24 protein-coding genes and 2 pseudogenes are annotated in these 25,988 nt (G+C 70.3%); 13 read left to right on the top strand and 13 right to left on the bottom strand.

All coding sequences use genetic code 11. The features are described 5' to 3' along the window. Window positions 1–37: 37 nt before the first annotated feature. The gene (locus OG556_RS35460) at window positions 38–964 is read left to right on the top strand and encodes a CAP domain-containing protein (RefSeq protein ID WP_331743569.1); all 927 of its coding nucleotides are present in this window, start codon (window positions 38–40) and stop codon (window positions 962–964) included. 154 nt (window positions 965–1,118) lie between these two features. Continuing rightward, entirely contained in the window at window positions 1,119–1,676 is a 558-nt protein-coding gene (locus OG556_RS35455) for a hypothetical protein (RefSeq protein ID WP_371523086.1), read from the top strand. 167 nt (window positions 1,677–1,843) lie between these two features. Here OG556_RS35455 and OG556_RS35450 read toward each other — a convergent pair whose 3' ends face one another. Next, window positions 1,844–2,200: a beta/gamma crystallin domain-containing protein gene (locus OG556_RS35450; RefSeq protein WP_331743564.1), complete on the bottom strand. Its 357-nt coding sequence runs from the start codon at window positions 2,198–2,200 to the stop codon at window positions 1,844–1,846. Between the two features lie 467 nt (window positions 2,201–2,667). Between OG556_RS35450 and OG556_RS35445 the strand changes: the two genes are divergently transcribed. Further along, window positions 2,668–3,084, top strand: a complete 417-nt coding sequence (locus tag OG556_RS35445; RefSeq protein WP_331743562.1) for a hypothetical protein — start codon at window positions 2,668–2,670, stop codon at window positions 3,082–3,084. A 167-nt stretch (window positions 3,085–3,251) separates the two neighbouring features. Then, window positions 3,252–4,091: a lamin tail domain-containing protein gene (locus OG556_RS35440; RefSeq protein ID WP_331743560.1), complete on the top strand. Its 840-nt coding sequence runs from the start codon at window positions 3,252–3,254 to the stop codon at window positions 4,089–4,091. 820 nt (window positions 4,092–4,911) lie between these two features. Here OG556_RS35440 and OG556_RS35435 read toward each other — a convergent pair. Both OG556_RS35435 and OG556_RS35430 read right to left on the bottom strand, forming a co-directional pair. Continuing rightward, a complete protein-coding gene (locus OG556_RS35435; RefSeq protein ID WP_331743557.1) occupies window positions 4,912–6,765 on the bottom strand; it encodes a glycoside hydrolase family 15 protein in 1,854 nt (617 codons plus the stop codon). A gap of 249 nt (window positions 6,766–7,014) precedes the next feature. Next, window positions 7,015–8,145 (bottom strand): ThiF family adenylyltransferase, encoded by a 1,131-nt coding sequence (locus OG556_RS35430; RefSeq protein ID WP_331743554.1) that lies wholly within the window; start codon window positions 8,143–8,145, stop codon window positions 7,015–7,017. 220 nt (window positions 8,146–8,365) lie between these two features. On the opposite strand from OG556_RS35430, the gene OG556_RS35425 reads away from it, so the two are divergent. Beyond that, window positions 8,366–9,832 carry a M14 family zinc carboxypeptidase gene (locus OG556_RS35425; RefSeq protein ID WP_371523085.1) on the top strand — a complete coding sequence of 489 codons (1,467 nt, stop codon included), beginning with the start codon at window positions 8,366–8,368 and terminating at the stop codon, window positions 9,830–9,832. A gap of 62 nt (window positions 9,833–9,894) precedes the next feature. On the opposite strand, the gene OG556_RS35420 is transcribed toward OG556_RS35425, so the two are convergent. The 4 genes from OG556_RS35420 to OG556_RS35405 all read right to left on the bottom strand — a co-directional run bounded on the left by OG556_RS35420 (window position 9,895) and on the right by OG556_RS35405 (window position 12,558). After that, window positions 9,895–10,449, bottom strand: a complete 555-nt coding sequence (locus tag OG556_RS35420) for a LuxR C-terminal-related transcriptional regulator (protein ID WP_331743548.1) — start codon at window positions 10,447–10,449, stop codon at window positions 9,895–9,897. A gap of 49 nt (window positions 10,450–10,498) precedes the next feature. Continuing rightward, entirely contained in the window at window positions 10,499–10,879 is a 381-nt protein-coding gene (locus OG556_RS35415) for a hypothetical protein (protein ID WP_331743545.1), read from the bottom strand. Window positions 10,880–11,121: 242 nt separating this feature from the next. Further along, a complete protein-coding gene (locus OG556_RS35410) occupies window positions 11,122–11,625 on the bottom strand; it encodes a hypothetical protein (RefSeq protein ID WP_331743542.1) in 504 nt (167 codons plus the stop codon). Between the two features lie 501 nt (window positions 11,626–12,126). Continuing rightward, a complete protein-coding gene (locus OG556_RS35405) occupies window positions 12,127–12,558 on the bottom strand; it encodes an ATP-binding protein (protein WP_331743539.1) in 432 nt (143 codons plus the stop codon). Between the two features lie 135 nt (window positions 12,559–12,693). Between OG556_RS35405 and OG556_RS35400 the strand changes: the two are divergent. From OG556_RS35400 to OG556_RS35390, 3 genes and pseudogenes are all read left to right on the top strand, one after another. Further along, window positions 12,694–12,927 (top strand): annotated as a pseudogene (locus OG556_RS35400) (helix-turn-helix domain-containing protein); the annotation flags it as partial. 12 nt (window positions 12,928–12,939) lie between these two features. Then, window positions 12,940–13,908 carry a transcriptional regulator gene (locus OG556_RS35395; RefSeq protein ID WP_331743536.1) on the top strand — a complete coding sequence of 323 codons (969 nt, stop codon included), beginning with the start codon at window positions 12,940–12,942 and terminating at the stop codon, window positions 13,906–13,908. An 11-nt stretch (window positions 13,909–13,919) separates the two neighbouring features. Beyond that, window positions 13,920–14,651 carry a 5-formyltetrahydrofolate cyclo-ligase gene (locus OG556_RS35390; protein ID WP_331743534.1) on the top strand — a complete coding sequence of 244 codons (732 nt, stop codon included), beginning with the start codon at window positions 13,920–13,922 and terminating at the stop codon, window positions 14,649–14,651. 354 nt (window positions 14,652–15,005) lie between these two features. Here OG556_RS35390 and OG556_RS35385 read toward each other — a convergent pair whose 3' ends face one another. Both OG556_RS35385 and OG556_RS35380 read right to left on the bottom strand, forming a co-directional pair. Next, window positions 15,006–15,311, bottom strand: a complete 306-nt coding sequence (locus OG556_RS35385) for a DUF397 domain-containing protein (RefSeq protein WP_331743531.1) — start codon at window positions 15,309–15,311, stop codon at window positions 15,006–15,008. Next, window positions 15,308–16,174, bottom strand: a complete 867-nt coding sequence (locus OG556_RS35380; protein WP_371517690.1) for a helix-turn-helix domain-containing protein — start codon at window positions 16,172–16,174, stop codon at window positions 15,308–15,310. The genes OG556_RS35385 and OG556_RS35380 overlap by 4 nt, the downstream gene beginning before the upstream one ends. Window positions 16,175–16,466: 292 nt before the next feature. Between OG556_RS35380 and OG556_RS35375 the strand changes: the two genes are divergently transcribed. The 5 genes from OG556_RS35375 to OG556_RS35355 are packed head-to-tail and all read left to right on the top strand — an operon-like array spanning window position 16,467 to window position 21,675. Beyond that, the gene (locus OG556_RS35375) at window positions 16,467–17,696 is read left to right on the top strand and encodes a cytochrome P450 (protein WP_371523084.1); all 1,230 of its coding nucleotides are present in this window, start codon (window positions 16,467–16,469) and stop codon (window positions 17,694–17,696) included. Further along, entirely contained in the window at window positions 17,693–18,196 is a 504-nt protein-coding gene (locus tag OG556_RS35370; protein ID WP_331743524.1) for a deoxycytidine deaminase, read from the top strand. Before OG556_RS35375 ends, OG556_RS35370 begins: the two co-directional genes overlap by 4 nt. Further along, window positions 18,193–18,732, top strand: coding sequence for a dCTP deaminase (gene dcd / locus OG556_RS35365; RefSeq protein WP_331743521.1), 540 nt, complete (start codon window positions 18,193–18,195; stop codon window positions 18,730–18,732). The genes OG556_RS35370 and dcd overlap by 4 nt, the downstream gene beginning before the upstream one ends. After that, window positions 18,725–19,378 (top strand): hypothetical protein, encoded by a 654-nt coding sequence (locus OG556_RS35360; RefSeq protein ID WP_331743518.1) that lies wholly within the window; start codon window positions 18,725–18,727, stop codon window positions 19,376–19,378. The genes dcd and OG556_RS35360 overlap by 8 nt, the downstream gene beginning before the upstream one ends. Further along, window positions 19,375–21,675 carry an amino acid--tRNA ligase-related protein gene (locus OG556_RS35355; RefSeq protein ID WP_331743515.1) on the top strand — a complete coding sequence of 767 codons (2,301 nt, stop codon included), beginning with the start codon at window positions 19,375–19,377 and terminating at the stop codon, window positions 21,673–21,675. Before OG556_RS35360 ends, OG556_RS35355 begins: the two co-directional genes overlap by 4 nt. Window positions 21,676–21,832: 157 nt before the next feature. Here OG556_RS35355 and OG556_RS35350 read toward each other — a convergent pair whose 3' ends face one another. The 4 genes and pseudogenes from OG556_RS35350 to OG556_RS35335 all read right to left on the bottom strand — a co-directional run bounded on the left by OG556_RS35350 (window position 21,833) and on the right by OG556_RS35335 (window position 25,968). Then, complete coding sequence (locus OG556_RS35350; RefSeq protein ID WP_331743512.1) at window positions 21,833–22,876, bottom strand: UDP-N-acetylmuramate dehydrogenase; 1,044 nt, start codon at window positions 22,874–22,876, stop codon at window positions 21,833–21,835. A gap of 13 nt (window positions 22,877–22,889) precedes the next feature. Then, on the bottom strand, window positions 22,890–23,924 hold the full coding sequence (locus OG556_RS35345) for a serine hydrolase domain-containing protein (protein ID WP_331743509.1): 1,035 nt from the start codon (window positions 23,922–23,924) through the stop codon (window positions 22,890–22,892). Then, window positions 23,921–25,225, bottom strand: a pseudogene (locus OG556_RS35340) (UDP-N-acetylglucosamine 1-carboxyvinyltransferase). The gene OG556_RS35345 and the pseudogene OG556_RS35340 overlap by 4 nt, the downstream one beginning before the upstream one ends. A gap of 2 nt (window positions 25,226–25,227) precedes the next feature. Further along, window positions 25,228–25,968 carry a hypothetical protein gene (locus OG556_RS35335; protein ID WP_331743507.1) on the bottom strand — a complete coding sequence of 247 codons (741 nt, stop codon included), beginning with the start codon at window positions 25,966–25,968 and terminating at the stop codon, window positions 25,228–25,230. Between the last annotated feature and the right edge of the window lie 20 nt (window positions 25,969–25,988).

The raw sequence follows: 25,988 nt of genomic DNA, 5'->3' as shown, positions 1-25,988 counted from the left end.
GCATCCGCACGCGGTCCACCGACAACAGGAGATCCCCGTGTCCCACCCGTCCACCCGGACCCTCCGCCCCCGCCCGAGCGCCGGCACCCGCCGCCGCACCCGGCTGGCAGGCCTGGTGCTCGCCGTCTCCGCGATATCCGCGAGCAGCATCACGCTGCTCGCCGCGCCGGCGAACGCCGCCGTGGTCGAGCAGATGGTCACGATCCAGGACCACCAGAACCACAACTCGCTGGCCAGCTCCGACGGCGAGGGCTCCCGGATCGTCGCCCGCAACTACCAGAACGCCTCCACCTCGTTCTGGATCTCCAACAAGCCCGGCGACCGGGTCGACTTCGCCCGCAACGTCAACGGCACCGAGCGCGTGCTGGAGATGGACACCAACGACGGCCGGTCCACCCAGTTCATCCACTGGTGGGCGGGCGACAACCAGCAGTGGACCCTGGAGCCCGCCGCCGGCGGCGGCACCTACCTCCACAACGCCCGCGACAACCGCTGTCTGACCTACCACGGCCTCGACCGGGAGGTCACCGTCGAGAACTGCGACGGCAGCGTGGCCCAGCGGTTCGACCTGATCGGGTCGGGCACCGGCCCTGGCCCTGGCCCGGGTGCCTCCGTCGAGCAGCGCTTCCTGGACCGGCTCAACACCGTGCGCGCCCAGAACGGCAGGCCGGCGGTGCGCCTCAACCAGACGCTCTCCCAGGCCGCCAAGTGCAACGCCGACCAGATGGACCAGCGCCGCGTCTCCGGCCACTTCTGCGACTCGAACGGCATCGCGCACAACCTCGGCTACACCGGCAGGGGATTCGGCGAGATCGCCTTCTACGGCCCCACCGACATCGACGCCGCCGTCGACGGCTGGATCAGGTCGCCCCTTCACCTGGGGATCATGCTCGGCGACTACAACGAGGTCGGCCTGGCCCGCACCGGCAACGCCTCCTGGAACGCGGACTTCAGCACCCGCTGACCCTCGCCACGACCGCTCCGCCGGGGCCACCCACCCCGGCGGAGCGGTCGTGGGGGCGGCCCCGGCCAGAACCCCCGCCAGCGACGGCACTTCCGGGAGGCGGAGGCCGGAAACCGGGATGACCAGGATGGGGAGCGCTGTGAGACTGGGCGCCGTGACGCGACCTGAGCTTTCCGAGCTGGAGTACCTGAGGGAGATCGAGCGGCTCGCCCGTGCGGTGACGGGCGTCGCCTCGGTGGAGGGGTGGCTGTCGTACGGCCCCGAGGCGGAGGACGCGACGCGCCTGCAACGGGCGGTGAACGCGCTGGCCCGGGAGATCCGGCACTACCACTTCCCGGGGGACGGCTGCCTCGGCGAGGAGGTGGACCGGCCCGAGGTGAAGCTGGCCGGGGTGGCGATCCTGCGGCCCGGGGCGATGCCGGAGAGCATGGGGGAGAACTACGAGGAGGCGTGCTCACGCCTGGGGGTCGAGGCCAGGCCCGAAGGATGGGCCCTGTGGAACACCTGGGGTGACGGGAACCTCCAGGTGACGATGGTGGTTTCGGCGGTCGACACCACGGAGGGCCTGCTCGCGAACTGGTCGCGGGGCAGGGAGCTGTACCCGGTGATGCCGGTGCCCTCGCAGATCGCGCTGATCCACCGCGGCTGGGCCGCGCACATGGTCTTCTCCCCCTTCGGGGTGCGGAAGTTGGGGCTCGGCGGGCAACCGTGACACCACATGCCGACGCCGGCCAGCCCCTGGAGGGCATGGCCGGCGCCGGTGGAACCGAAATTGAGCGAATTCACGTCACAGAAAATTCGACGGCGATCAAAGCGCTGCGGGGACTTGCGGTGATACGGCCGGGCGAATTTCCGTTCGGGTCCCGCTCCGCCGGGTCGTCAGAGGATTTGGATGGAGTTGACCTTCGGCGGCCGGTTCGGGTACGTGATGTCGGTCCAGCGGTTGACCCTCACCGAGTCGCCGTTGGCGTCGGAGTAGACCAGGTCGTTGTTCCCCGTGGAGATCCGGTCGATCCACCACCCGCCGAAGCCGATCGTCCCCCCGTTCGCGTAGCAGTCGACGCTGTCACGGCCGTCGAGGTGCGACCAGATCTTCAGGAAGTCATTGCGGCTCCCGTCACACTGGACGTGGTCGATGGCGAAGGCGTTGCCGGACGGCACGGCCACGGTGAGCGTGGCCGCCGCGGCGAAGGCCATCGCCATCGAGCTCACGACCTTCTTCGCTTTCGAGATCATGGATTCTCCTCAACCGGATGAAATTTCGAATCGGAGTCCGCTTCGCAACGAGTTTCGGTTGCGTCGTGCTCGATCAGTATCCAGACCGACTTTGTGAGGGTCAATCGAACAAACCCCGACCTTACTCGTTCTCGGTCATTTCCATCCGAACTTTCGGCGAGGCGTGGGGCGCGTTGTTCTGGTGTGCCGCGAGTGGTTCCGGGGCCGGGCGGATGGGCCGTCGACCGAGATCGCCCACCGGCTGCTCTGACGTGGGGTGATGGCCCGACCGCCGACCGCGCGCGACCGGTGTGGGAGGCACCTGGCTGGGAGAGGGGGGTGGGGCTGGCGAGTTCGCGCATCACGTGTCGGGCGCTGCCGGGTGAGGGCGGAGTTGGCGTCCTCACGCCCCCGGCACGGTCCTGGGACCGGACTTCGCCGCCTACTCGCCGTGGGAACCCAACCAGAACCTCGGCCTCTACACGGGCATGGTCACCGGCGAATGGCGCACCCACGTCACCGCGTTCTCCATGGGCGAGTCCACCACCCGCACCATCATGGGCAGCCCCGTGGCCACGCCCGACTCGACCATCGCCGCACTGCACTTCTCCACCGGCATCACCCGCGAGTTCCACAGCCCGCTGCTCGACCGCCTGGTCCCCATGATCGTCATCACCCTGCTGGTCTTCGCCTCGCTGTTCGTCGTCACCACCGACTCCGACCGCTGTTCCCCGGGCGGCTGGTCCGAGGCAGGAGGTCTGGGCGAGGAATCTGCCGACCCGCACCGGGATGATCTCGTAGCCGACTCACTGACAGTCGGGCGGGAGCGTTGCGAAATCGCGGCTCCGATGGCGGGAATGCCGTGCTGTCCCTGCCACAAAGTGGCCAATCACCCGGACGAGTGACGCGAGTTCTGGGCCTCCTTGCGCATGATCCGCCCGAGGAGTTGGGAGAGCGGGCGCGTCAGTCGGCGAAGGCCCTCCCAGGATCGGCCGCAGCGACGGCTGGCGACGAAACACATGTAGCCGCTGTTGCGGACGGCGTGCCCAGCACATCGAGGAGTTGTCTGAGGATGTCCAAAATCACGACATCGGGAACCTGGACTGCCGTCACCCCTACCCCGGCCAACGTCTCGGGCCTCAACACCGGCCACATCACCTGGGGCGTCCCCGTCGCGGGCGGGAAGAGCGGCTACTTGTTCTCCGGCGGCACGATCGACGCGGAGACTGACGGTTCAGAGACGACGCTGGGAACCTTCACCCACCAGAACTTCCCCATCATGGGCGGCGGCATCAACCAGTTCGACGTCGACCTCGTGGTCCGCATCCGCTTCGAAGAGGACGACAAGGACCGCAACTTCAGCTTCAGGTTCCACCACTTCGAGACGCCCAACGACGGCCCCACACCCGACGACGAGGTCGATCTGCCCACGCGGGTGTCCCCGGAGAACGTGACCATCGACGGCGAGAAGTACGCCGCCGTGATCACCGGCTTCAAACGGAACGGAGAGATCGTCAACAAGTTCCTCAGCCCGGAGAACGGCGCCAACAGCGCCGACATCGTCGCCGTGCTCTCCCGCGTCGGCGTCTCGGACGTGGTCATCACCAACGTCCACCACAAGGGCGCTGTCAAGTACACCCAGGCCGACGAGTACGTCGAGATCGTCAACCAGGGCACGGCGCACGCGGACGTCTCCGGCTGGGTCCTCTACGCCGACGACCCCGGCCAGAACTTCACCTTCCCGCCCGGAACCACGCTCAAGGCCGGGCAGCGGATCCGTATCTACACCAATGAAGTCCATGCCGAGTGGGGCGGCTACTCCTACGGCAGCGGACGCGCCATCTGGAACGACAAGGGCGACACCGCGCACCTCTCCGACACCTCGGGCGCACTGGTCTCCGACTACAGCTAGGGCACTGCGGCTCGCTGAAATGCGGTCCCGGCCCAACCGGGGCCGGTCAAAATGCTTGCAAAGAACCAATGCTGAGACGATCTCGTAGGTCGACGCGCTGTCAGCCGGGCCAGAGCACAGCAAAGCCGGCTTCGGCCTGGGCAACGGCTTCGAGGCAGGCCTGGCACTTCTCGTGCCCAGCGAGCCCGCGGTAGGTGCCCGCTGGCCTGGCCGGGGTTCTGGTCCTCGCGCTCGCCGGTGGGGATGACCAGGGCCGGGGCGGACCTGCTCGACGTACTCACCATTGGCCCGGCAGCGGAGCACGGTGTCCAGCATGTCGACGGTGAGAACGGGTGCGGCCGCTGTCTTGACCGCGGGGGAGGAGGCGTCGAGTCCTTCGAGGGCGGCCTCGCGGATGTTCTCGCGCTCGGCCTCGGCCATGGTGGCGAGAGCCCGAAGCGGCCATGCTCGGATGGCGGTCGCCCAGGTCCTCGGTGTACGTGATCTGGAGGTAGTAGCGGCCTTCGGCGTACGGGGCCGGGAAGGCCGAGTTGCCTACCAGTCGTGGGGTTCGGATGCCGTTACGCCGCAACCACGAGCCGGTGCGGCCCAGGGGTGCGGCCCGGGCCCGTACGGCCGCCATGGGTCGGTGCGGTGGTGCGGGTGCTCGGTCGGCCGGGAGGGACGGCTCCTCCGGGGAAGGGGCCGGTGCGGCGGTTCTGCGGCGACGCGCTGCTCGCCGGTCGTGCGGCGCAGCAGCGCGAAAACCGGCTCGGAGGCGGGCGGCCTCGGGTGGAGGTGGTGGATGCCGTGGGCGGCGAGGGTGGGCAGCGCTGCGCCGCTATCCCTCTGCCGCCGCGAGCATCAGTTCGCCGTCGGTGGGGACCATGCTCGCCGCGTTGATGGCCAGGGCGGCCCGGATCAGGCCGTCGTGTGACAGGCCCTGTGGGTAGTTGCCGAGGTGGATTTCCTGGGCGGGGTCGTACTGTTCGGCGAGGAGGCCGAGGTCGCTGCGTACCGCGAGGAGGCGGTCGAGTAGGTCACGGGCGTCGGCGTCCCGTCCGATGAGGGCGAGGGCTTCGGCCATCCAGAACGCGGTGGCGAGGAATGCCCCCTCGTGGTCGGCGAGTCCGTCCACGTTGTCGGCGGCGTCGGTGTGGGTGGGGTAGCGCAGGAGCATGCCGCCACCGGCGGAGAGTTCGCGTCCCACTGCTTCGACGGTGCCGATCACTCGTTTGTCGTCCGGGGGAAGGAAGCGGACGCGGGCGATGTGCAGGAGGGAGGCGTCCAGGTCCTGGCTGCCGAAGTACTGGGTGAAGGTGTTGCGTTCAGCGTCGTAGCCCCGGGCGCACACCTCGGCGTGGATGGTCTCCGCGGTCGCCGCCAGCCGCACCAGGGTCTCCTTGTCGGCGGCACCGTGGCGTTCCAGCACGCGCACCGCACGGTCGAGGGCAACCCAGGCCCAGACCAGGGAGGAGACGTAGCGGCGGCGCGGGCCGCGGCTCTCCCACATTCCGTCGTCGGGCTGCTCCCACAGCGCCTCGACAGTGAGGGCGGTGGCGAGCAGCAGGCGGTCGGCGTCAGGGCACGGCGGGATGCCTGCGTCGTCCATCTGCGCGAGCAGGTCAGCGAGTTCGCCGTACACGTCGAGCTGGTGTTGTCCGGCGGCGGCGTTGCCGATCCGCACCGGCTTGGAGCCGCGGTAGCCCCTGAGGTGGGGCAGGGTCTCCTCGGCGGGGACGGGCTCGCCGTTGAGGCTGTACAGGGGTGTGGGGCCGCACGGGCCGACGTGGGCGGTCAGCCAGTCCCGGTAGGCGGTGGCCTCTTCCGTGTACCCCAGGGACAGGAGGGACTGCATGATCCAGGCGGTGTCGCGTGGCCAGGTGTAGCGGTAGTCCCAGTTGCGCACTCCGCCGATGGGTGCGGGAAGTGAGGTCGTCGGAGCCGCGACCGCCGCGCCGCCGGCGTCGCACAGGCCTTTGAGGGTGAGCGCCGACCGGACGACGGCGTCCCGGTCCCGGCCCTGGTAGGTGCAGGCGGATGCCCACTCGGTCCAGTACCGCTTCGTTGCCTCCAGTGCGGTGCTGTCCGTGATCGGGGGAGGCGCCGGGGTGCCGGTGCGCGTCCACGTCAGGGCGAAGACGATGCTCTGTCCGGCGCGCAGCGGCGTGTCGCAGGAGGCGGTACTGCCCAGGTTGATGCTGTGGCTCGGGCCGTCCAGCCAGTACGTGTCGCTCCCGGCCGTCGCGCGCAGCCGGGGTGTGCCGTAGTCGACTTCGTGCAGGGCGGGGGTGAGGGAGCCGTAGCCGGGGCGGGGCCGGAATTCGGAGGCGAGGCGGACCATGCCGCTGCGGCAGGTGGCGACGCGCACGACCATCGGCGGCTCGTACCCGGTGGCGTCCGGGGCGGGCAGGAAGTCGACCACCTCCAGCACGCCGCTTCCGGTGTCCCAGGTCTGCTCGACGGCGAGGGTGTCGCCGATGTAGCGGCGCTGGCTCACGGGTGGCGTGCTGGTGTAGGTCGCCGGGCCGACTCGCCAGTATCCGTTCGCGGAGGATCCGAGGAGGCTGGCGAAGACGGCGTTGGAGTCGAAGCCCGGCAGGCACAGCCAGGCGATCGTGCCGTCGGGCCGGGCGAGGGCGGCGGTGCGGGTGTTGCTGAGGAAGGCGTGCTCCTCGATGAGCGGATCGGGCATGGTGGAGCTCCTGTGGCGCGGTTGGGTGGTGGGAGTGCGGCCCTAACCCGGGCGGCCGCCATGGGTGGTGCGTGATGTGCGGATGCGCAGAAGCGCGGTGTTCTCGCTCCGGCGCGCTCGGCGGTCGACGGCGGGCCGCCGTCGGGGACGGGAGGGAGCCGGCCTCGGAGTCGGCTGTGCGGGAATTCGTCGGATGGCGGGCGGTGCTGCCGTGGGCCAGCGGATGGCAGGAATCCTCCGCTAGTCGGCCTATACGGCGGTCGGGTGGTACGGGGCACAGGAAGGGCAGTCTGGGTTGCGCGGGTGGGTGACGGGGCCCAGCGGCTGGTCGGCGGGGGCGATGAGACTGTGCCGCTGGACGGTGCCTGCCGGGTTCGTGCTGCGGGTGCCGGTGAGGTGGGCGAGAGCGGCGTGGGCGGCGTAGGCGCCCGCCAGGAGTGCGCTGGTGGAGATGACGGGGTTGCCGAGGGGGCGGGGCAGGGCGGTGGCCAGGACGTCACCGTGGACGCCGGGCAGTCCGTAGGCGGTGGCGTCGAAGTGGCGCAGGCACTCCCAGCACGGGCCGTCGCCGGTGCCGGGCGTGAACAGGGCGGTGCTGATGACGGGGCCGTGGTAGCCGGGGTCGATCCAGGCCCGGGAGGTGGTGAGGGCGGCGCGGTTGGCGGTCAGGCGCAGGTGGTCGGGTTCGTCGGCGGCGAGGATCAGCAGGTCGCACCTGCGCATCAGGCGCGTGAACTGCACCTGGCGGGTGATCTGTTCGGGCAGCAGGACGAGGTCGAGGTCGGGGTGGCGTTCCAGCAGTCGGTCGCGGGCGGCGTCGGCCTTGTGTCGGCCGAGGTCGGCGCGGGTGTAGAGGAACTGGCGGTTGAGGTTGGAGTCCTCGACGCGGTCGTGGTCGGCCAGGATCAGGCGGCCGACTCCCGCGGCGGCCAGCGCGGCCGCGGCGGTGGAGCCGACGCCGCCGATGCCGACGACGGCCACCGCAGAGCGGGCCAGGGCCTGTTGGATGTCCGCGCCGGTTCGGCGGGCGTTGCGGTCGACCATCTCCCAGTACTCGATACCGCGCCGGTGGAGTCGGACGGTGTCGGCGTTCAGGCGGGCGGCCGGGCCGGGTGGGGTGGCGTCCTGCACGTGCCCGGCCCGGGTCAGGTCGAGGAGCAGCCGGTCGACCTGGGCGGCCGGGACGTCGGGGTGGCGGCTGGTGACCGCCTGGATGGCCTGGTCTGCCGTCAGGGTGCCGTCCAGGAGCTGGAGGAGGTGCCGGCGCCAGCCGTCGGGGTCGGGGAGGGTGCTTGCGAGGCCGGGCAGCGAGCCGATCTGGATCCGGCCGTCCGGTCGGATCGTGGGCTGGTGCTCGGCGCGCAGGCGGGGGTGGCTCACGGTGGGTTCCTCGGGTCGAGGGCGGGGCGGGGCCCGGCGTGCTGCCGGGCCCGCCTTCGGTGGTGCCGGTGCGCTACTGGCCGGAGGCGGTGCAGCCCAGCAGCTCGTGGACGGCGGCCGGGCGCAGCCCGCTGTCCTGCGGCTGCTCGGTGTCCTGCGGGTCGACGGTGGCGGTGCCGATGGTGGCGTCCATGTTTCCTCCTGGGTTTTCTTGAACGGAATGGTGGCGAATCAGCCGGAACCCATGAAACCATTCACCGACTCTCCCTGGAAGGCCTTTTCGAGGATTTCTAGAAAGACTTTCTGCGCCCTTTTTTGGCAGCATTCAACCCCGCCCCGGAATAATTCCTGGGCGGCTTCGAGAAAGACTTTAGAAGTGGCTGATTTCCCTTCCGGCCTGGATGATGTGCTGGCCGGCTACGCGGAGATGGTGCCGGCCGTGGAGCTGGTGCCATCGGTGGAAGAGCTCACGCGGCGGCTTCGCGGCATCGCCCGGCGCGAGGCAGGGCTGTGCAGGATGCGGCGGATCGGCACGTCACGTGGGGGCCGGGCGCTGGAGGTGCTGTCGGTCGGGGCGGCGAGGCGGTCCGTGCTGGTGGTCGGCGGCCCGCACCCGAACGAGCCGGTGGGGTATGCGACCGTCGCTTTTCTGGCCGACCTGGTGACCGCACGGCCGGAGCTGCGCGACGGTGTTGCCTGGAATTTCCTGCCCTGCGTGGACCCCGACGGAGCAGCACGGAATTCCGAGTGGACAAGCATGCCGCTCGACCTCCACACCGAACACCGCTACTTCTACCGCCCGGCACTGGCGGAGCAGCCGGAATGGACATTTCCCATTCCCTGGCGAGGCCAGCTCCACCGGTTCGGACTGCCGGAGCAGCAGGCGCTGGCCGACCTGGTGGACGAACTGGAGCCGGCCGCCGTCGTCAGCCTGCACAACGCCGAGTTCGGCTCCCCGTTCTTCGTCGCGAGCCGGGCCGTGCCGGGCCTGGCCGCCCACCTGGCTGCGGTCGCCGAACGGCACGGTCTGCCGGTCGGCGACGCCGCGCCGTCCGACGTCGTCGGCTGGCCTGTGCTCGGCCCCGGGGTCTACCAGATGCCGCCGATCGAGGAGTTGATGATCCGGGACCACGGGCAGCAGGCTCCGGCCTACGGCGCGCACCTGGCCCACCATGCCGCCCGGCACGGCACGCTCACCCTGCTGCCGGAGGTTCCCCGCTGGCACGTCGCTACCCGGTTCGAGGACTCCCCCGCAGCGACGCTCGCCGTCCTGGCCGAGGCCCTGACGGGTGAAACCGCCGAGGTGCAGCGGCTGCTGGCGCAGGCCGGCCACCCTGGCGACGTGTTCGCTCGTGCGGCCGCCGACACCGCCGCCGTCACCGACGCCGTCACCCGCTCCTGGCAGCAGCGGGCCCAGGACGACACCCCGGTTCCGGGCACCGAACTCGCCGAGGCGCACTACGCGCGGGTCATGCTGACGCTGCGCTCGGCGGGGATGGCACTGCGCTCCGTGTGTGAGGAGCCGCCCGGTAAGGCCGTCCTGAGCACCCGAGCGCGCCTGGAGAAGCTGCTGTTCGAGCGGGCGCGGCAGTGTGAACGCCATCTGCGCGCGCGTCCGGTGGGGCTGCGGCGCCTGGTGGCGGTACAGGCCTGCGCCGCGTTGGCGGCCGCCGTTCTCGCTCGGTAGGCCGCAGGCCGGGCGCCGGCGGCCATCAACCATCAGCCGCGCCACACGCGGCAGGGTGTGGCTCACGATGCGCCGCCGGCAGCGCAGAACGGGCAGGGCGGGGTGGTGGCGTCCAGGACTGCGGGCACCACCCCGTGGGCCTGGTAGACCGCCGCCGGGTTCCACGCGGTACGCATCCGGGCGCGGATGGCCGCCAAGTGGTTGGCGACCGTGTTCTGCGAGATCTTCTTGCGGCGGGCGATCCACTCTCGGGTGCCGCCGTGTGCCAGAGCCTGGAACGAGGCGAGCGCGGTGACGGAGATCGCCGTCTTCAGCACGCCCCGGGGCGGGACCAGCAGTCCCGTCCGGCACGCGATGTCGGTGATCTGCGGCAGCGTGGTCGCCCCGAGCTTCTGTCCCAGCGTGCCGATGTGGGTCCGGACGGCGTAGTCGGACGCACCGGTGTGCTCGATGATCTGCACGACGTTCAGATCCGCGGCCAGCAGCGCCGTCACCTCGCGTTCTTCTTCCGTGAGGTCGGCGTAGTGCCCGCACAGGCGGACCCGGGGCTCCTGCACCACGGGAAGCCGGCGCTCGGGGGCACGCGCCGAAAGGCGCGCCCGGTCGTTGTCGGTCATCGCACGGTCCTCGGGAACGGGTCTGCGGACGAAGGGAACTGGAGGGATGTCAGACGACGGGCAGGATGGGGCCCATCAAGGAGGTGAGGACCCGCTGTTCCATGTCGTAGAGCTGGTCGCACAACAGCAGGACGAGCCGTTCGTCGGTCATCTCCCGGGCCTGGGCGCTCGGTCGGGTCTCGGCCCGCTCCGGCTGCGTGGAGGCGGGCCGCGACCGATGCGGCGGGCGCACGGGCGCGTTGTGGAGTAGCCGGAGCCGGTCGAAGGCCTCTCTGTCGGGGATCCCGTACCACTCGCACAGTTCGGCAACGGTCGCGCCCAGGTAGTAGGAGCGCAGGATCTCCGGGGCCCGGCCCGTCCAGCCGGTTCCGTCCTCGAGCCCGGGCGGGTCGGCCGTCTTCGTCGTCGGCCCGCGGGAGCTGGATCGCATCGTGGTTCCTTCCGGTCTGCGGGGTGCCGCAGGGCTTCGTGGTTGGTCTTGTGGAGATCGGAGCCGACCGTCCCCAGGGGGTGCAACGCGCCCGCCGGTGCGTGCGCCCAGCCCGGGAACGGTCAGTGCGGATCGGTTGCGGGGACAGCCGATCCGCCCCGGTCCGGCCGTTCAAGGGGGGATGAACGTCCGGGCCGGGTGCCCGTCGCGGCCTCAGAGCCGCCTTCGGCCGCGACGGGAGTTCATTGGTCGGTGCGCCGTAGCAGGTCGCGGGCGTGCCGCAGGGCCACGGCCAGGTCGCCCAGGTCGGTCGGCCTGCGCTCGCCGTCCGGGAGCACAAGCCAGCTCCTCCCGGAGAACCGCTGCATGCCGGGCGCTGGCATCGCGACCGTGTCGGGTGGATCACCGTCCGCGGGCCGGCCGATCAGCTCGGTGCTCGACATGCTCCACTGCACGGCGGCCCGGATCGTGACCAGGAACTCGACGCACTGGCCGGTCCGGTTGTGCAGCACCGGGCCGACCGGCCTGTCGGCCAGGCGCAGGCCCTTCAAGACGGCCATGCCGAGTTGTTCTCCGTTGACGCGCAGGACGTTGAACAGCTCGCCGGTTTCGATGTCGGCGAGCTGGCCTGCCCGCCATCGGTCGATGGCCGCTTCCGGCTCCCGGTTGGCGGAGGCGAGCCAGGTCGCGCCGAGGTTGAAGTCCGGTGCGGCCACTCGGAGTCGGCCGCGTCGCGTGTAGAACACGGAGCTCTCCCGTCAGGCCGAGATCAGGCTGCGGGTCGTTGATCGACGGCCCCGCCTCGGCGCCGACGGTCTCGGCGGCAGCCACGATATAGACGACGCCACCGTGGTTGAGGGTGATGGCGTGGGACCGGCCCGCAGCGAGGTCGTCGTAGGCCCTGGCCTCGGCGGCCGGGCTGCGCAACCACAGCCCCGGCGTGCTGTCTGCGGGGAGATCGAGTTCGCCCGTAAGCGCTTCGACGCGCTGGCGCAGTAGCTTGACCGCCAGCCGGACGCCGTGCGCGCCGCCGCTCCAGATCCGCATCGGCTGACCGGATCGGTAGTAGGCGGTGACCGTGCACCAAAACGGCGCAGGCGGCGTCCAAGGGCGCTCCCGAACGAACACGTCCTGGCCGGTCACGTGGCGGGCCGGCGGCGCGTAGGGTCGCGGACGAGGCATTTCAGCCCTGCGCCGACTGCCGGGCGCAGGCCGCCGACCGAACAACTGGGCAAGTTTGCTGAATTTCACCGCGTGGCTCCCGTGTCGTCGGCAAGAACGCTCGCCCATACCTTCTTCGTCGTCGCCGTAGTCACCACTCCCACGGCGAGCGCCAGGCGGTCGACGAGGATCAGTCCCCGGCCGTGCTCTCCACAGGCGGTTAAGGCCCCGGGGAGCAGCCGGTCGGGCCGGGAATCCTCGACCTCGACCCGGCAGGTGCCGCCGCTCTCGTCAAGCTGCACCACAACGGAGTCACCCGGGCTGCTGCCGTGCCGGATGGCGTTCGACACCAACTCCGTGAGGATGAGCAGTACATCGCCGACGCGCTCGCCGTTCACGTCCCATCCCCACTTCCCCAGCTCCGTCCGCACGTTGTGACGCACCATGGGGACCAGGTCCGTATCCGCCCTGTAGCGCCCCTTCCAGCGGCGTACGGTCGGGTGTTCGACGGCCACCATGTACATCGCTCCCAGCGGGCGAAGAGGCTGCGGGTCGTGGGTCAACGGACCTCGCGTCGAAGACACGACGCGCCCGATGCACTACCTACGGAATCACCATCAACTTCCGATCACCAGGCCGGATTTGGTGCGAATATGGTTCCCTTAGGGTTCAAAGTGGCCCGTGGCCTGCACTGTTGTTCGGCGTGGATCTTCGGGGGATTTATGGAGCAACGACAGCTTGTCCGATGGCGGAGAGCTGCCGGCCTTACGCAGGAGCAGCTGGCCGAACTGTTGACCGTGAGTCTCTCTACCGTGCGCAGGTGGGAGCGTGGGCACGACAAGCCCAGGCCATGGAGGTACCCGCCACTCGCCCGAGCGCTCAAGATCAAGGTCACTGACTTGAGTGTCTTCTTCGACGGTCCGTCGGCAACCGTGGAGCACAGTCAGGTGCCGAGCGCGCCGACAATCGCCGATCTGACCACGGTCCTTGAACTACGCGAGGCACACCTCGCTCTGTCGGCACGCTACGAGCTGGTCCCCGGCTCCGAACTCCTCGCGGAGGGAAGCGAACAACTCGCACACCTCAAACAGCTCGCCCAGCAATCCCACTCCAGTCGCCTCACACGGGACGTGCTCGCCTTGCAGGCCGAGACCGCCATCCTGATGGGAAAGCTTGTCTGGGACGCGAGCCAGCGCCGGGCTTCCGCCGCAGCCCGCACGTACTACGATCAGGCCGCCCGCATCGGTGAGCGCCTACGCGACCCGGCTGTGCAGGGCCATGCCCTCCTACGGTCGGCGTACGTCGAGTTGTACGGAACGCGGGATGCCGAAGCCGGCCTGGCCCTGGCCCAGTCCGCCGCCACGGTGGCCGCACCGATCAGCCCAGCGCTCGCGGGTCTCGCGCTGCTGCACGCTGGCGAGGCCCATGCGATGCTTCGCCAGGGCCGCGAGTGCGACCGTGCGCTTGGCGAGGCGATCAGCACCCTCGAAACAGTCGATGCCACCGATATCGCCAGCGACCTTGCCGCCGTCGACCAAGTCGAACGACTCGCTGGGTCGTGTTACCTCGAACTCGGGCAACACCGCACCGCGCGCAGACGGTTGGAAGCTGCGGCCGGCTCCGTCTCGATCGGCCCGAAGTCCCGGCCGATCGTGCTGGGCAACCTTGCCCGCGCTGCCATCGGGCAAGGCCAGCTCGACGGTGCTGTCTTCGCCATCAACCGGGCCATCGACGATCTTCAGACCATCATGAGCGGTGGCGGAATCGGCGTGGTCGTCACCGCAGTCAGGGAACTCAGGCCGTGGCGAACAGCCCAAGAGGTGCAGGATGTTCAGGACAGGCTGTTCGACCTGATGGCTGCGCCGTAGAAGGAGCCCCCTTGTCCAACAACATCGAGGCGGACAAGTCCGCGTTGCGAGAGCGCGTGTGGAGTGCGTTGGATGCCGCAGGGGCCGTGCGTGGACCTGTCCGCAACAGCATCCCCGACTTCCACGGCTCTCACGAGGCCGCAGAGCTGCTTGCCCAGCTTCCGGCGTGGCGTACCGCCTCGGTGGTGAAGTCGGTACCCGACACAGCGCAGGAGCCGGTTCGGGCAATAGCCCTGCGGGAGGGGCGTCTGGTCTACATGGCGGTCCCCCGGCTCGCCCTTCCGCACCCCTTCTTTGTCCTCGATCCGGCTGAACTGCCGAGTCCCGCTGAGGCCGCGGCGAACCGTCGCACGGCGGCGGCCATCGCACCGACGACCGACGTGGGCGGAATGCGGCCCGTCGACCTGATCGTTCTCGGGAGTGTCGCGGCCGATCGCTCCGGAGCCCGGATCGGCAAGGGCGCCGGCTACTCCGACCTGGAGTACGCGCTGCTCGCGGAGGCCGGACTGGTAGGGCCGGGCACCGTCATCGCGACGACGGTCCACCAGCTGCAACTGGTGGACAGCATCCCGACGTCGGAGCACGACGTCTACGTGGACCTGGTGGTCACGCCTACCGAGATCATCACGTGCCCGCCTCGACCTCGCCCGTCCGGCATTCTGTGGAACCACCTCACCGAGGCGAAGATCGCGTCAATTCCTGCTCTTGTGGACCGGCAGCTCCGTCAAGGCCGGACGGCCTAGTGTCCTGAGCCGGGCCAGATACGCGCCGGAGCCCGTCGCCTGAAGGCGACGGGCTCCATGACCTCGTGACAGCTGCCCCCGGCCAAGTGCCAGCCGCAGAAGCCCGAACTCGTCGCGCGGGATCGACTGGGCCGGCACGTACAGCAGCCACGTGACCGCCCGGCGGGTGCCGGGGTAGGTCCGGGACGTAGATCCGCTAGCGGGCGAAGGCGACGGGTCTGATCGGGGCGGGTGAGGTCGAACAACCGCTCCGAGTCGTCTTGGATGGAGCGCACCACAGCCAGGGCAGTTCTCCACCGTCTCGGGTGAGACTCAAGCTGCGAGGGCGCTGTGTGACGTGCCGGCGGCCCGCGGCTAGGCGGTGGGGGCTGCGGTGCGATCGAATCGCCCAGCCCTGGCGCCTTCAAGGAAGTCCTTCCACTCGGTCCACGCGAAGAGGAGAGGGTCCTTGTCAGGGTTCAAGGTGTCGCCCAACCCGACGAGTCCACGGTCGAGGAAGGCGACCTTCACGCAGTTGGTTCCACCGCTGCTGGCCGTCAGCCACTCCGCACGTTCGAACTGGTCCCTGACCCACGTCGGGTCGAGGAGGTTCTTCTCCTCAGCGGTGACGATGGTGTCAGCGTCAACATGGGAAGCGTGGGGCGCGAAGTCGTGGGTCACAAGAGGTCCTTGGCGATTCGAGCGAGCAGTTCCAGCGATTCCTTCGGCGGCAGGGCATCGGTCTTCAGGTGATCGCTGCAGGTGTGGTAGTCGGTGACGGTTGCGGGGTCGTTGAGGTGAAGGGCGGTCTTCATGCCCTCGATGGTGACCGAGTCATGGCCGGTCGGGAACGTCCAGGCCATGTAGGGCCCGTCCGTGCCGGCGTGCGCGCCGCGCGACAGCGGGACGACCTGGATGACGATGTCACGGTGGGCGCGGGCCAGTTCGATGAGATGAAGGACTTGAGCGCGAGCTGTGGCCCGACCACCGACTTCCTGACGGAGCTGGGCCTCGGTGAGTACTGCCCAGATCCGTAGCGGGGTCTTGCGGGACAGCGCGCTGAGGCGGGTGTTCCGCCGTACCGTGATGAAGCGCTCAATGTCCTCGCCACTCTTCCAGGCTCGGCTAGCGACGACTACGGCCCGCTCGTAGTCGTCGCACTGAAGGAGGCCGTGGACGACTACCGGGCACCAGATGAACAGGGTGTTGGCGATCTCCAGGTTGGCGAGGTAATCGCCGAGTGGGTCGTCTGCGACGCCGGGGTAGCGCTGGTGCCAGTCACGGTCGCGGGCGTTGCGCACCATCTCGCGCCAGGCTTCCTGGACGGCGGGGTCGGCGATCTGGAGGACATCGAAAAAGTGCGGGAGTTGCTGCGGCTTGATCCCCTGCGTGCCGTTCTCGATCTTCGAGATGGTGGACGCGGAGCCATACCCGAGTGCAGCGGCGGCCTGTTCGACGCTCCAGCCGAGTCGGGTCCGGGCAAGCCTGACTTCGCTCGCAAGGCGGCGTCGCCGCGGTGTCGGCTCGACAGCCACCTTCAGCACCTCCCCTTCTCTGGGACAGGCTAGCGGTTAGGCAGTATCTCGCATATGCCGGTTCGGCGAAAAGGACAGAGTGTCCTTTCCGACCCTCTTGCCGTTTGCCTGACGTAGCGTCATCATCGGTTCACGGTTGGGAACGGGGCCGTGCGCCACCCTGCGGTCGGCAGGCGCCTCCCGTAGCCCCCTCGAACTTCGTTACACCACAGCCCGATTGCCGCCTGTGGGCCCTCATCCCGGTGCTACGCCCGTCCAGCTCGCGACGGCCCGGGAAGGCCCTTCGCGGACGTTCGGGCAGATGGGAGGCAACAACATGGACCAAGCCACCGTCTTAGCGGCGCTCTCCTCGGGACCGGAGCGCAAGCCCTCACTCACGACCTTGGCCGAGGGCCCCCGGGCCATCGATTGTCCGGACCTGGGCAGCGGGCGGCTCGTCTTCCCACGTCATCGGGAAGTTCGCCACCTACTTCGGCACCCGGGCTTCGTGTGCGCGCCGACCGCCGCCGGCCTGTTGGACGAGATCAGCCCGGCGCTGCGGTCGGTACTCGAACCGGTCACATCGTGGGTGCTCTACGCGGACGCCCCAGAGCACCAGTGGTTGCGGGGCCTGCTGGCCAAGGCATTCGCACCTCGGCGGATCGCCGCCCTGGAGCCGCAGATCACAGCGACGGCGGACGCGCTCGTGTCCCGGTTCATGGCGGCCGACGGCGGCGACGCGGTGCGCAGTATCGCTGAACCCCTGCCGGTCCACACGATCTGCGCGCTGCTGGGCATCCCGGACAGCGACCAGGGCCTCGTCAAAAGGTGGTCCAACGAGGTCATCCTGCTCACCGAACCCGCTCTCACCGGCGACCAGGAGCAGCGGCTCGCCGCCGCCTGGGCCGGCCTATGGGACTACTTCACCGACCTCATCGGGCACCGCCGCGCCCGAGCGGTCGACGACATCGTCTCGGCCCTGGTCGAGGTGGAGGAGCAGGGGAAGCGCCTCACGCTGGAGGAGGCGGTGGCCAACCTGATCGCCCTGCTGATCGGCGGCCACGAGACCACGACGGGGCTGATCGGCGCGCTGCTCATCGCGATTGCGGACCACCCGGAACTGGCGGATGCGGCGGCCGGGTCGGCGGAGTCCATCGCCGGGTTCGTCGAGGAGGTCCTGCGCCTGGACGGGCCGGCGCTGATCACCGCCCGGACGGCTGCCGAGGACTGCGAGGTCTTCGGAGTGCCGGTGCCGGCGGGCCGACGGCTTGTACTACTCCAAGCATCGGCGAACCGCGACCCCGAGGTGTTCGAGGAACCGCAGGAGTTCCGGCCTGGCCGCCGCCCGAACCCGCACGTCGGCTTCGGCCACGGCCCGCACGCCTGCTTCGGTGCCGCACTGGCCCGCATGGAGGCGGCCGCCGTGATGCGCTCCGTCCTGCGGCGCGGCTGTCGGCTTCACGTGGAGGACGGGGTGACCTGGAAGGCATCGCAGGTGATCCGCTCCGCGACCTTCCTGCCGGTGTACGTCGAGCGGGAGGCGAAACGGTGATCCTCACCAGTGGAGCCATCCGGCGGTTCATCGCCCAAGGTGACATCGTCTTCTCCCCCTACGATCCGGCCGGAGTCAACCCCAACTCCGTCAACTACCACCTGGGCCGCGGGCTGAAGGTCTTCCAGGACCGCACCGGCACGTTTGTGGAGACGGAGCTGCCGGACGAGGGCTACGTGCTGGAGCCGCACCGGATGTACCTCGGGCACACCGAGGAGCAGATCGGCAGCAGCCTGTTCGCGATGCGGCTGATCGGATGCAGCAGCAACGGGCGGCGCGGGCTGTTCCTCCAGCTCTCGGCCGATCTGGGCCACACAACGTCCTGCCACCGCTGGACGCTGGAGATCGTTGCGGCACTGCCGATCCGGATCTACCCCGGCATGGTCGCCGGCCAGGTTTCCTTCTGGTGCAACACCGGGCTCATCCGGCCGACCTCGGCGACCTACGCCTGCTTCAACCACGCCTGCGAGTCCCAGCCGCTGATCGGAGCACCGTCATGATCCTCACCGGACCCCAGGTCGCTCGGGAGGTCGAACAAGGCCGCATCAAGATCGACCCGTTCAACCCCCGTCGCTGCACCACCAACAGCTACGATCTGGCGCTGGGCAGCCGCGTGGGCGTCTACCTGGACGACATCCTCGACCCGACGCGTGAGCCCGAGGTCGAGTACCGCGAGATCCCGTCGACCGGGTACCTCCTCGAACGCGGCGACTTCGTCTTGGGCCACACCGTCGAACGGTTCGGCAGCGACGCGCTCGTCCCCATCATGCACGCCAAGTCCGGGTTCGCCCGCCTGGGATGCTTCGTTCACTGCACCGCGGACCTCATCGACCTCGGCTTCTACGGGCGCTCGACCCTGCAGATGTACGCGACACTCCCCATTGTCCTGTACCCCGGCATGCCGGTGGCGCAGGTCAGCTGGTGGGAGACCTTCGGCGAGATCGACCAGCTGTACAGCGGCAAGTACCAGGGGGCGGATGGCCCGATGCCCTCGCGCAGCCACCTCGACGCCTGGGCGGTGGCCGCCCGTGGCTGACGGCGCCTTCGCCCCCATCCGGCGCGGATCCGCATGCCCGTTCGCCGCCCGGGCCCGCATCGAGGCCGCTCCCGCCCACCCGGGGGCCGAACCGTACGAGGCCGGCTTGGAGGCAGGGCCCGTCCTGACCGACTTCGCGCGCCGCGTCGAAGACGAGGAACTCGACGGCCTGGTCCTCCAGCTCACCGACCCCGGTCTCGGAGCCACCCTCGAAGCCGTCGCCACCACCGTCCGGAGAACCGTCATCGGCCTACTGGCCGCGACCGGCGCCGACCCGGCCGCCGAACTCGCGCACGCGGGCGCCGATGGTTGGTGGCTGCGGCTGGCCGACATCCGCTGGTTCCTCGTCGTCTTCGCCCCCTGCTACCCCGACACCTCCCCCCGCTCCACCCACGGCTCGGACTCCACCTTCCTCCTCTTCCAGCCCGTCCACTCCTTCGACCGGCACGCCACCCCCAAGGGCACAGTCATCGCGCCCGCCGTCCGGGAGCGCATCCGCGACGCCCACCACGCCGCCGGCACCCCCTACGACTCCGACCTTGCCCAAGGGACCACCGAGGCAGCCAAGTTCGTCGCCGCACTCAACCCTGGTGACCCGCCCGTCGCCTGGTGGCGCCCCGGCCCCACCGAACCGGAGGCGACATGACCACCACCGGCCTCGCCACCCTGGCCGACGCCATCGCCGCCACGCACAACTCCACCGAACCCACGACGTGGGACGCGCCCACCGAACTGCTCGGCGCCGCCGCCGTGCTGTTCACCACCCACCCCGCCGACGGCGCCGATGAACTCCTGGCAGGCATCGCCCGCCTTCTCGGCCACGGCCCCCACCCCGCCGTCACCCTCCACGCCGGCTCGCCCGCCCGGGGCCCGCGCGAGCTCGACATCCTGTACCACGCCCTCGCGACCGCCGCTGAACCCGGACGACCGCCCTGGCCCCACGGTCCCGCCGATCCTGCCCGGCTGGCGGCCGCCACCCACGCGCTCACCGCCACCATCCCCTGCCGCCTGACTGCCCTGCGTGCCGCCGCGGTCCTCCACCTCCTGCACCTGCTTCCCGACACCGACGGCCACCTGCACCGCGACCTGATCCGCCGCACCACGTGGCTCCTCGACCCCCGCACCGACGACCCGGTCACCCTGCTGCTGACCCTCACCGCCCCCGACGACCCGCTCGCCCCGGCCCCTCGAAGCCACACCCACACCCTCAAACGCCACCCCGAACCGCTCCCACTCGCCGACTGGGACCTCTGGCCGGCCCCCGACCAAGTCCTCACCCTGTCCGGGCGCATCACCGCGGTCCGCACTCACAGCCACATCGCCTTCGCCGACGTCGCTTGGGACCGCCACGACGCCCAGTTCGCCTTCGACCCCACCATCGCCACCGACCTGCACGCCGGCGACCTCGTCACCGCCCGGGGCACCTGCTCCACCAGCCGCACCGGCCGCCCGACCCTGTTCGTCCGCCACCTGGAGTACCACGAACCCGGAGTCCCACCGCCGTTACCTGGCAGCGCCCTCCTCACCCCGCTCCTCGGCCCGCTGCGCGCGCACCTCGCCGCGGGCGGCTTCCGCGAGACGATCAGCCCCGTCCTCACCGACGGCTACTTCGGCGGCGCCGCACGGCCGTTCACCACCTGGGCGTACGCCGCCGGACGCCGCCAGTACCTGCGCGTCACCACCGAACTCGACCTGCTCGCCGCCATCGCGGCTGGCACCGCCCGCTGCTACGAGATCGGCCCGAGTTTCCGCAACGAGGGCCAACGCGGCCGTCCTACCGTCGAGTTCGTGATGTTGGAGGCGTACGCCGCCGACCTCACCCTCAACCAGGCCACCACCTACCTCGCCGACCTCGTCACCGCCACCACCGGCCTCACCGCCCCGCTGACCCACCAGAGCTTCGACGACGCCTTCCACGAGATCACCGGCATCGACTCGACCGACGCCACCGCCGTCCGGGCCCTGGCCGCCGAGCGCACCCCGTACACCGCCGAGCACACCGACGACCCCGACCGCCTCGCCCGGCGCCTGTGGCGCCACAGCGCCCGCCGGCAACTGCGCGGCCTGACCGCGATCACCGACATCCCCGGCCCGGCCTCACCCCTGATCGCCGGCACCGGCCACCAAGCCCAGCGCATCTGGCTCTACGCCGACGGCCTCGAACTCGCCGAGATCGCCGCCAACGAACGCGACCCCCACCGACTGGCCGACGCCTTCGCCGCCCAGTTCGCGGCTGACCGCCACCCGGCCCACCGCACCTACCAGCAGGTCATCGACCTGTACGACAGCGGACTTCCCCCATGCGTCGGTTTCGGCATGAGCGTTACCCGCCTGGCCGGCCTCCGTCCCACCCCCGTACCGGCCCAGGGCCGAACCCCGGCGGGCGAAGGTCAGGCACACGATGATGTCGTGCGCCCACCAGGGGTCCTGCGTGGTCATCGTCGCGATCCTCTTTCTGCTGGGCCGTTCGTTGTCGGGGCTCCGCGGCCGCGCCCGGGGGCCTGTCCCCCCGGGCGCGGCCACGGTGTCGTTCGGGCCGGGACCCGTGGACGTCAGGTCGTCCAGGAGACGGTGAACGCCTCGGTGTCGATCAGGCGCTGCGTCTGGACGAAGCTGCCGTACTTCCCGCCGGCCGCCTTGTTGACCGGGAGCGGGACGTGGCCCCGCACGCACGACTCCTTGTACGTGACCGGGTGTCCGGTCGTCTCACGGAACGTCCAGTTGCCGTTGGTGAGTTGGGGGACGATCTCGGCGCACAGCCCGCCGTTCGTGCTGCCCTGGTACGTCCCGGCGAAGGGGAACTCGTCGCAACTGTCGTCCGGGAACGCGACCGGGTCCAGCTGGGCGAACGGCACCGTGCTCTGCGCGCCGCAGGTGCGCTTGCGGTTCGGCCCGCTGTCGCCCTTCAGTCGCGTGAACTGCTTGGGCATGTTGGGCAGGTAGTTCAGTGCGAAGGCGTAGGTCGCGGCCGTCGCACCGTAGTCCGTCAGGGGCGTTGGAGCGGTTCGGCGAGACGTTGGACGACGACGACCAGGGTGATGCGGACGAGCTCTGAGGTGTCAGTACCCTCTGGCGGCGACTGTCGAATGCGCTGGGCCTGTCATGGGCTGCGCGTACAAAAGCCCATGTGCGTCGGCTCGGGGCGAAGCGTGATGCTGGTCGCGGTTTCTACCCGGATGGCGAGGTCAGCAAGCGCCTTGGCGAATCCCGTGGCTGTCGCGTTGCCGTGAGCGGTGATTGTGAGGGTTCGGCGTTCCGAGCAGCGCACGCCTTCGGTGATCGTCTGGCCGGGGCGGCAGCCGACGAACTCCAGCAGCCATCCGGCGCTGGCGCGGAGTTGGCCGTCGCTGTCCCGGTGGACGGGGCAGCCGAGGCCTGACCAGTGTGTGGCCTGGGCGTCGGTGACTCGTGGGTTGAGGAAGACCGAACCGACCTGGCGGGCGTCTGGGCCGCTTGGGTCGAGGAGGAGGCCGCGACGGTGTCGGTTGGCGAGTACGGCTGCGGTGACCTCCGGCACGGTCGGTCGGGTGCCGACGGGGACGTCGAGTTCGTCGGCGAGCGGGCGGTAGGTGATCGGCGCCGCCGGGGCGTGGGTCAGGTGGAGGGTGGCGGTGAGGATGGTCCAGCGCCCGGGGTTCTCCTTGAAGCGGCTGTTGCGGTAGCGCAGGCGGCAGGCCTGGATTGGGAAGGACCGCAGGCAGCTCATGTTCCAGTCCCAGACCGAGACGCTGTGGAGCGTGTCGGAGATCTGCTGGCCGTAGGCGCCGGCGTTCTGGACCGGTGCGGCGCCGACGGTGCCGGGGATTCCGGCGAGGCATTCGATGCCGGCCAGTCGCTCGGCGGCGGCCCACTGGACGAGGTCGGTGAGCGGGTGGCCGGCCTGGACGGTGACGGACACCGTGGTGTCGTCGAGCTTCTGTGCGGTGATGCCGCGGGTGTTCATGACCATGACGGTGCCGGGGTGGCCGGCGTCCGCCGCGATCACGTTGCTGCCGTGCCCCAGGACGACAGGGTCGTTTTCCTTGCTGTGGCCGACCACGCGGGTGGCGTCGGGCCAGTGGGCGGGGTCGGAGACGGTCAGGACGGTCCCAGCTGGTCCGCCGAGCCGGAGGGTGGTCAGCGACGCGAGCGTGTCCTGGGGCACGGCGGTGGTCCTCTCAGTCGGCGGTCACGGCCTTGAGTGCGAGGTTGCGGAGCGGGGCGAGGCGGGTGCGGTTGTCCTGGTGGTGGTAGACGGCGTTGGTGCAGAGGGCGAGGTAGCGGCCGGTGCCGGGGGAGAGGTAGAGACTGGTGCCGGTGAAGCCGTGGTGGTAGGCGACCCGGGCGTCGTCGGCGAGGATCCAGGCCAGGCCGCGGTGGAGACCGGGTTCGATCTCGGCCTGCGGTTCCATGCTGGTGCGGAGCCAGGAGCCCAGTCCGCTTCCGTCGGCGTGCACGGTGAGGAGCCGGTCCGCGAAGGCCGCGAGGTCGGCCGGGGTGGTGAACACCCCGGCGTGGCCGGCGACGCCGCCGAGCAGGGCGGCGTTGTCGTCGTGCGGGATGCCCCACAGGCGCGGGCCGCCGGGGAGGCGCTGCTCAGTCGGGGCGACCTCGGAGGATCGGCTGACAGGCCCGTAGATGGTGCGGGTCATGCCGAGGGACTGCCAGAGGTCGACGGCAAGTTCATCCAGGCGGCGGCCGTGGACATGGGCGAGCGCGAGACCGAGGAGGATGAAGCCGCGGTTGATGTACCGGTGGCCGGCGCCGGGTTCGGCGATCAGCGGCTCGCCGCAGATCAGCGCGGCCAGGGGCTCGGTGCGGTTCCGGTACTGGTCGAGACGTGTGTCGGCCCGCAGCCCGGAGGTGTGCGCGAGGATCTGCCCGACCGTCACCTTCCCACCGGGCGCCTGGTCCGGAAGGTCGGGAAGCAGATCGCGTACCGGGGTGTCCGCGGAGATGCCGTCGGCCAGGCCGATCAGCGGCCAGGTGGACAGGACCTTGGTCAGCGACGCGGCGTCGTAGACCGTGTCCGGGCCGGGCCGCTCACTCCCGCACTCGGGCGCGACGATGCCGGAGGCAGCGAACTCGGGCTTGCTGTCGCGCGTGCCGTACGCGATGACGCCGCCGGGCAGGGCGCCGTCGTTGACCAACAGGTCGAGACACTGCTGCAGTTCGGTGACGGTGTCCGACGTCCACGGTCGGGTGCTGCTCACGGAAGCTCCTGGATGATCGTCAGGTCGGCTCCCAGCGCGGACAGTTTGGCCAGCAGGTCGCCGTATCCGCGCCGGAGGTGGTACATGCCCCGGATCGTAGAGGTTCCCTCGGCCGCCAGGGCGGCGAGCACGAGCGCGGTCACCGCCCGGATGTCCTCGCCCGCCACGTCAGCGGCGAGGAGCCTGGACGGGCCCTAGACAGTGATCACCGGGCCGTCGGCGTTGACGACGGCGCCGAACTGCCGCAGCGCCGCGAGGTGGCTGTCGCGTCGGCTGTAGATCCGCTCGTCGATCCGGGACGTTCCGGCGGCGCGGGTGAGGGCGGCGGTCAGCTGGGGCTGGACGTCGGTCGGGTAGCCCGGGTGAGGGCCGGTCGCCGCCTCCACCGCGCGCAGTCCCCTCGGCACGCTGACGGTCGTCCCGGCGTGCTCGGCGGTCAGGAGGATCCCGACGTCGGCGAAGACCGACACCAGGCCCGTCGGGAAGCCGCTGGGCGGAAAGGCGTCGAGGTGGACGTCCCCACCCGTGATCGCGGCGGCGAGTGCCAGGGTGGCGGCCTCCAAGCGGTCGAACGGAACCGGGAAGACGCCACCGGCGATGCGGTCGGTGCCGGTGACGTGCAGCGCTTCGGTGCCCTGCCACGTGATGCCGACGCCGGAGCGGGCGAGCAGTTCCGCGGTGACGGTGACCTCGGGCTCGATGCTCGGCCCGAGGATCGACGAGGTGCCGGGGGTGCGGGCGGCCAGCAGCATCGCGGTGACTGTCGCGCCCAGGCTCGGACCCCACTTCCTGGTGCTGACCGTGGTGATGAACGGCAACCGCTTCGAACCGGGGAAACGGGCACGTACGCGCCCCCGGTTCACTTCGACGTCGGCGCCGGCGGCCTCCATGGCGGCCAGGTGCAGGTCGATGTGGCGGGCGCAGAAGGCGTCACCGCCGGGCAACGGAAAGGTGACCTTGCCGCAGCGGGTCAGCAGGGCAGCGGCCATGACCGCGGTGGTGCGGATGCGACGGCCGAGGTCGTCCGGGATGACCGGGAAGTAGGAGTCGGCTGGCCGGGTCTCGAACTCGCCGTCGGTCACGGTGGCGTGGGTGCCGGTGCGGTGGAGGATCTCCGCGCACACTCCGGTGTCGAGGATCGCGGGGGCGCCGGTGAGGGTGAGCGGCTGGTCGGCGAGGATCGCGGCCGCGTACAGGTGCAGGGCGATGTTCTTGCTGCCCTGAACGGTCGTGCTGCCGTGCAGCGGGCGGCCGCCGGTGATCCGCAGGGTGAGCCGGTCGGAGGTCGTGGTGGAGGTCATGGTCACCTTCCCTGGCTTCCGGCGGGGAAGAACCCGCCGATCTGGGTGCGGGGGTAGAGGGTGGTGTGGGCGCCGATGAGCGTGGCGGGCTGGAGCACGGTGCCGGCGGGGACGATCACGCCGTCGCCGATCACGGCGCCGAACTTGGTCTGGCCGGTGGGGACGCGGTGCCCGTCGAGGCGCGCGCAGACCTCGTCGGTGGCCGGTTCCGTGACCGGTCCGCTGGTGACGCGCAGACCGGTGGTGGACACGAACGCGCCGATGTTGACGCCGATGCCGAGGACGGAGTCGCCGACGAAGCTGGTGTGTTTCATGAAGACCCCGCCGGTCAGCAGGGAGCGGGTGATCTCGGCTCCCCAGCCGATCCGGCAGCCGGGGCCGATGACGGTGTGGTCCCGGACCCGGGCGTCGGCGTCGATCACGGCACCGGGGCAGACCAGCACCGGGCCGGTGACGACCGCACCCTCGGCGATGACGGCCCCGGCGGCCACGGTCACCATGCCGCGGACGACGGCACCGGGCTCGATCGTCCCGCTGGTCTCGGGCATCTCGATGTCCAACTGCCCGGTCAGCAGGTCGGCGATGGCCTTCTTGAGCCCGAAGACGGTCGGGCAGCGGCCGAGCAGGTGTGCGACGACGGGGTCGGTGACCTGCTCGGTGTCGATGTAGTACTCAGGGGTGGTGCGGTAGTCGATGCGGTCCAGTTCGGTGTTCAGCGGGGACGCGACGGACAGCCGGTGCATGGCCGGTTCTCCTCTCGGAC

The organism is Kitasatospora sp. NBC_01300 (genome assembly GCF_041435235.1).
Taxonomy (GTDB): domain Bacteria; phylum Actinomycetota; class Actinomycetes; order Streptomycetales; family Streptomycetaceae; genus Kitasatospora.
This window is presented reverse-complemented; position numbering and strand designations above follow the sequence as displayed.

What these genes read in the sequence shown, in the direction of transcription:
- dcd (WP_331743521.1), top strand. Translation starts at nt 18,193, where the DNA reads ATGATCCTCACCGGACCCCAGGTCGCTCGGGAGGTCGAACAAGGCCGC.
- OG556_RS35435 (WP_331743557.1), bottom strand. Translation starts at nt 6,765, where the DNA reads ATGCCCGATCCGCTCATCGAGGAGCACGCCTTCCTCAGCAACACCCGC.
- OG556_RS35420 (WP_331743548.1), bottom strand. Translation starts at nt 10,449, where the DNA reads ATGACCGACAACGACCGGGCGCGCCTTTCGGCGCGTGCCCCCGAGCGC.
- OG556_RS35375 (WP_371523084.1), top strand. Translation starts at nt 16,467, where the DNA reads ATGGGAGGCAACAACATGGACCAAGCCACCGTCTTAGCGGCGCTCTCC.
- OG556_RS35355 (WP_331743515.1), top strand. Translation starts at nt 19,375, where the DNA reads ATGACCACCACCGGCCTCGCCACCCTGGCCGACGCCATCGCCGCCACG.
- OG556_RS35415 (WP_331743545.1), bottom strand. Translation starts at nt 10,879, where the DNA reads ATGCGATCCAGCTCCCGCGGGCCGACGACGAAGACGGCCGACCCGCCC.
- OG556_RS35445 (WP_331743562.1), top strand. Translation starts at nt 2,668, where the DNA reads ATGGTCACCGGCGAATGGCGCACCCACGTCACCGCGTTCTCCATGGGC.
- OG556_RS35425 (WP_371523085.1), top strand. Translation starts at nt 8,366, where the DNA reads ATGGTGGCGAATCAGCCGGAACCCATGAAACCATTCACCGACTCTCCC.
- OG556_RS35335 (WP_331743507.1), bottom strand. Translation starts at nt 25,968, where the DNA reads ATGCACCGGCTGTCCGTCGCGTCCCCGCTGAACACCGAACTGGACCGC.
- OG556_RS35450 (WP_331743564.1), bottom strand. Translation starts at nt 2,200, where the DNA reads ATGATCTCGAAAGCGAAGAAGGTCGTGAGCTCGATGGCGATGGCCTTC.
- OG556_RS35405 (WP_331743539.1), bottom strand. Translation starts at nt 12,558, where the DNA reads ATGGTGGCCGTCGAACACCCGACCGTACGCCGCTGGAAGGGGCGCTAC.
- OG556_RS35440 (WP_331743560.1), top strand. Translation starts at nt 3,252, where the DNA reads ATGTCCAAAATCACGACATCGGGAACCTGGACTGCCGTCACCCCTACC.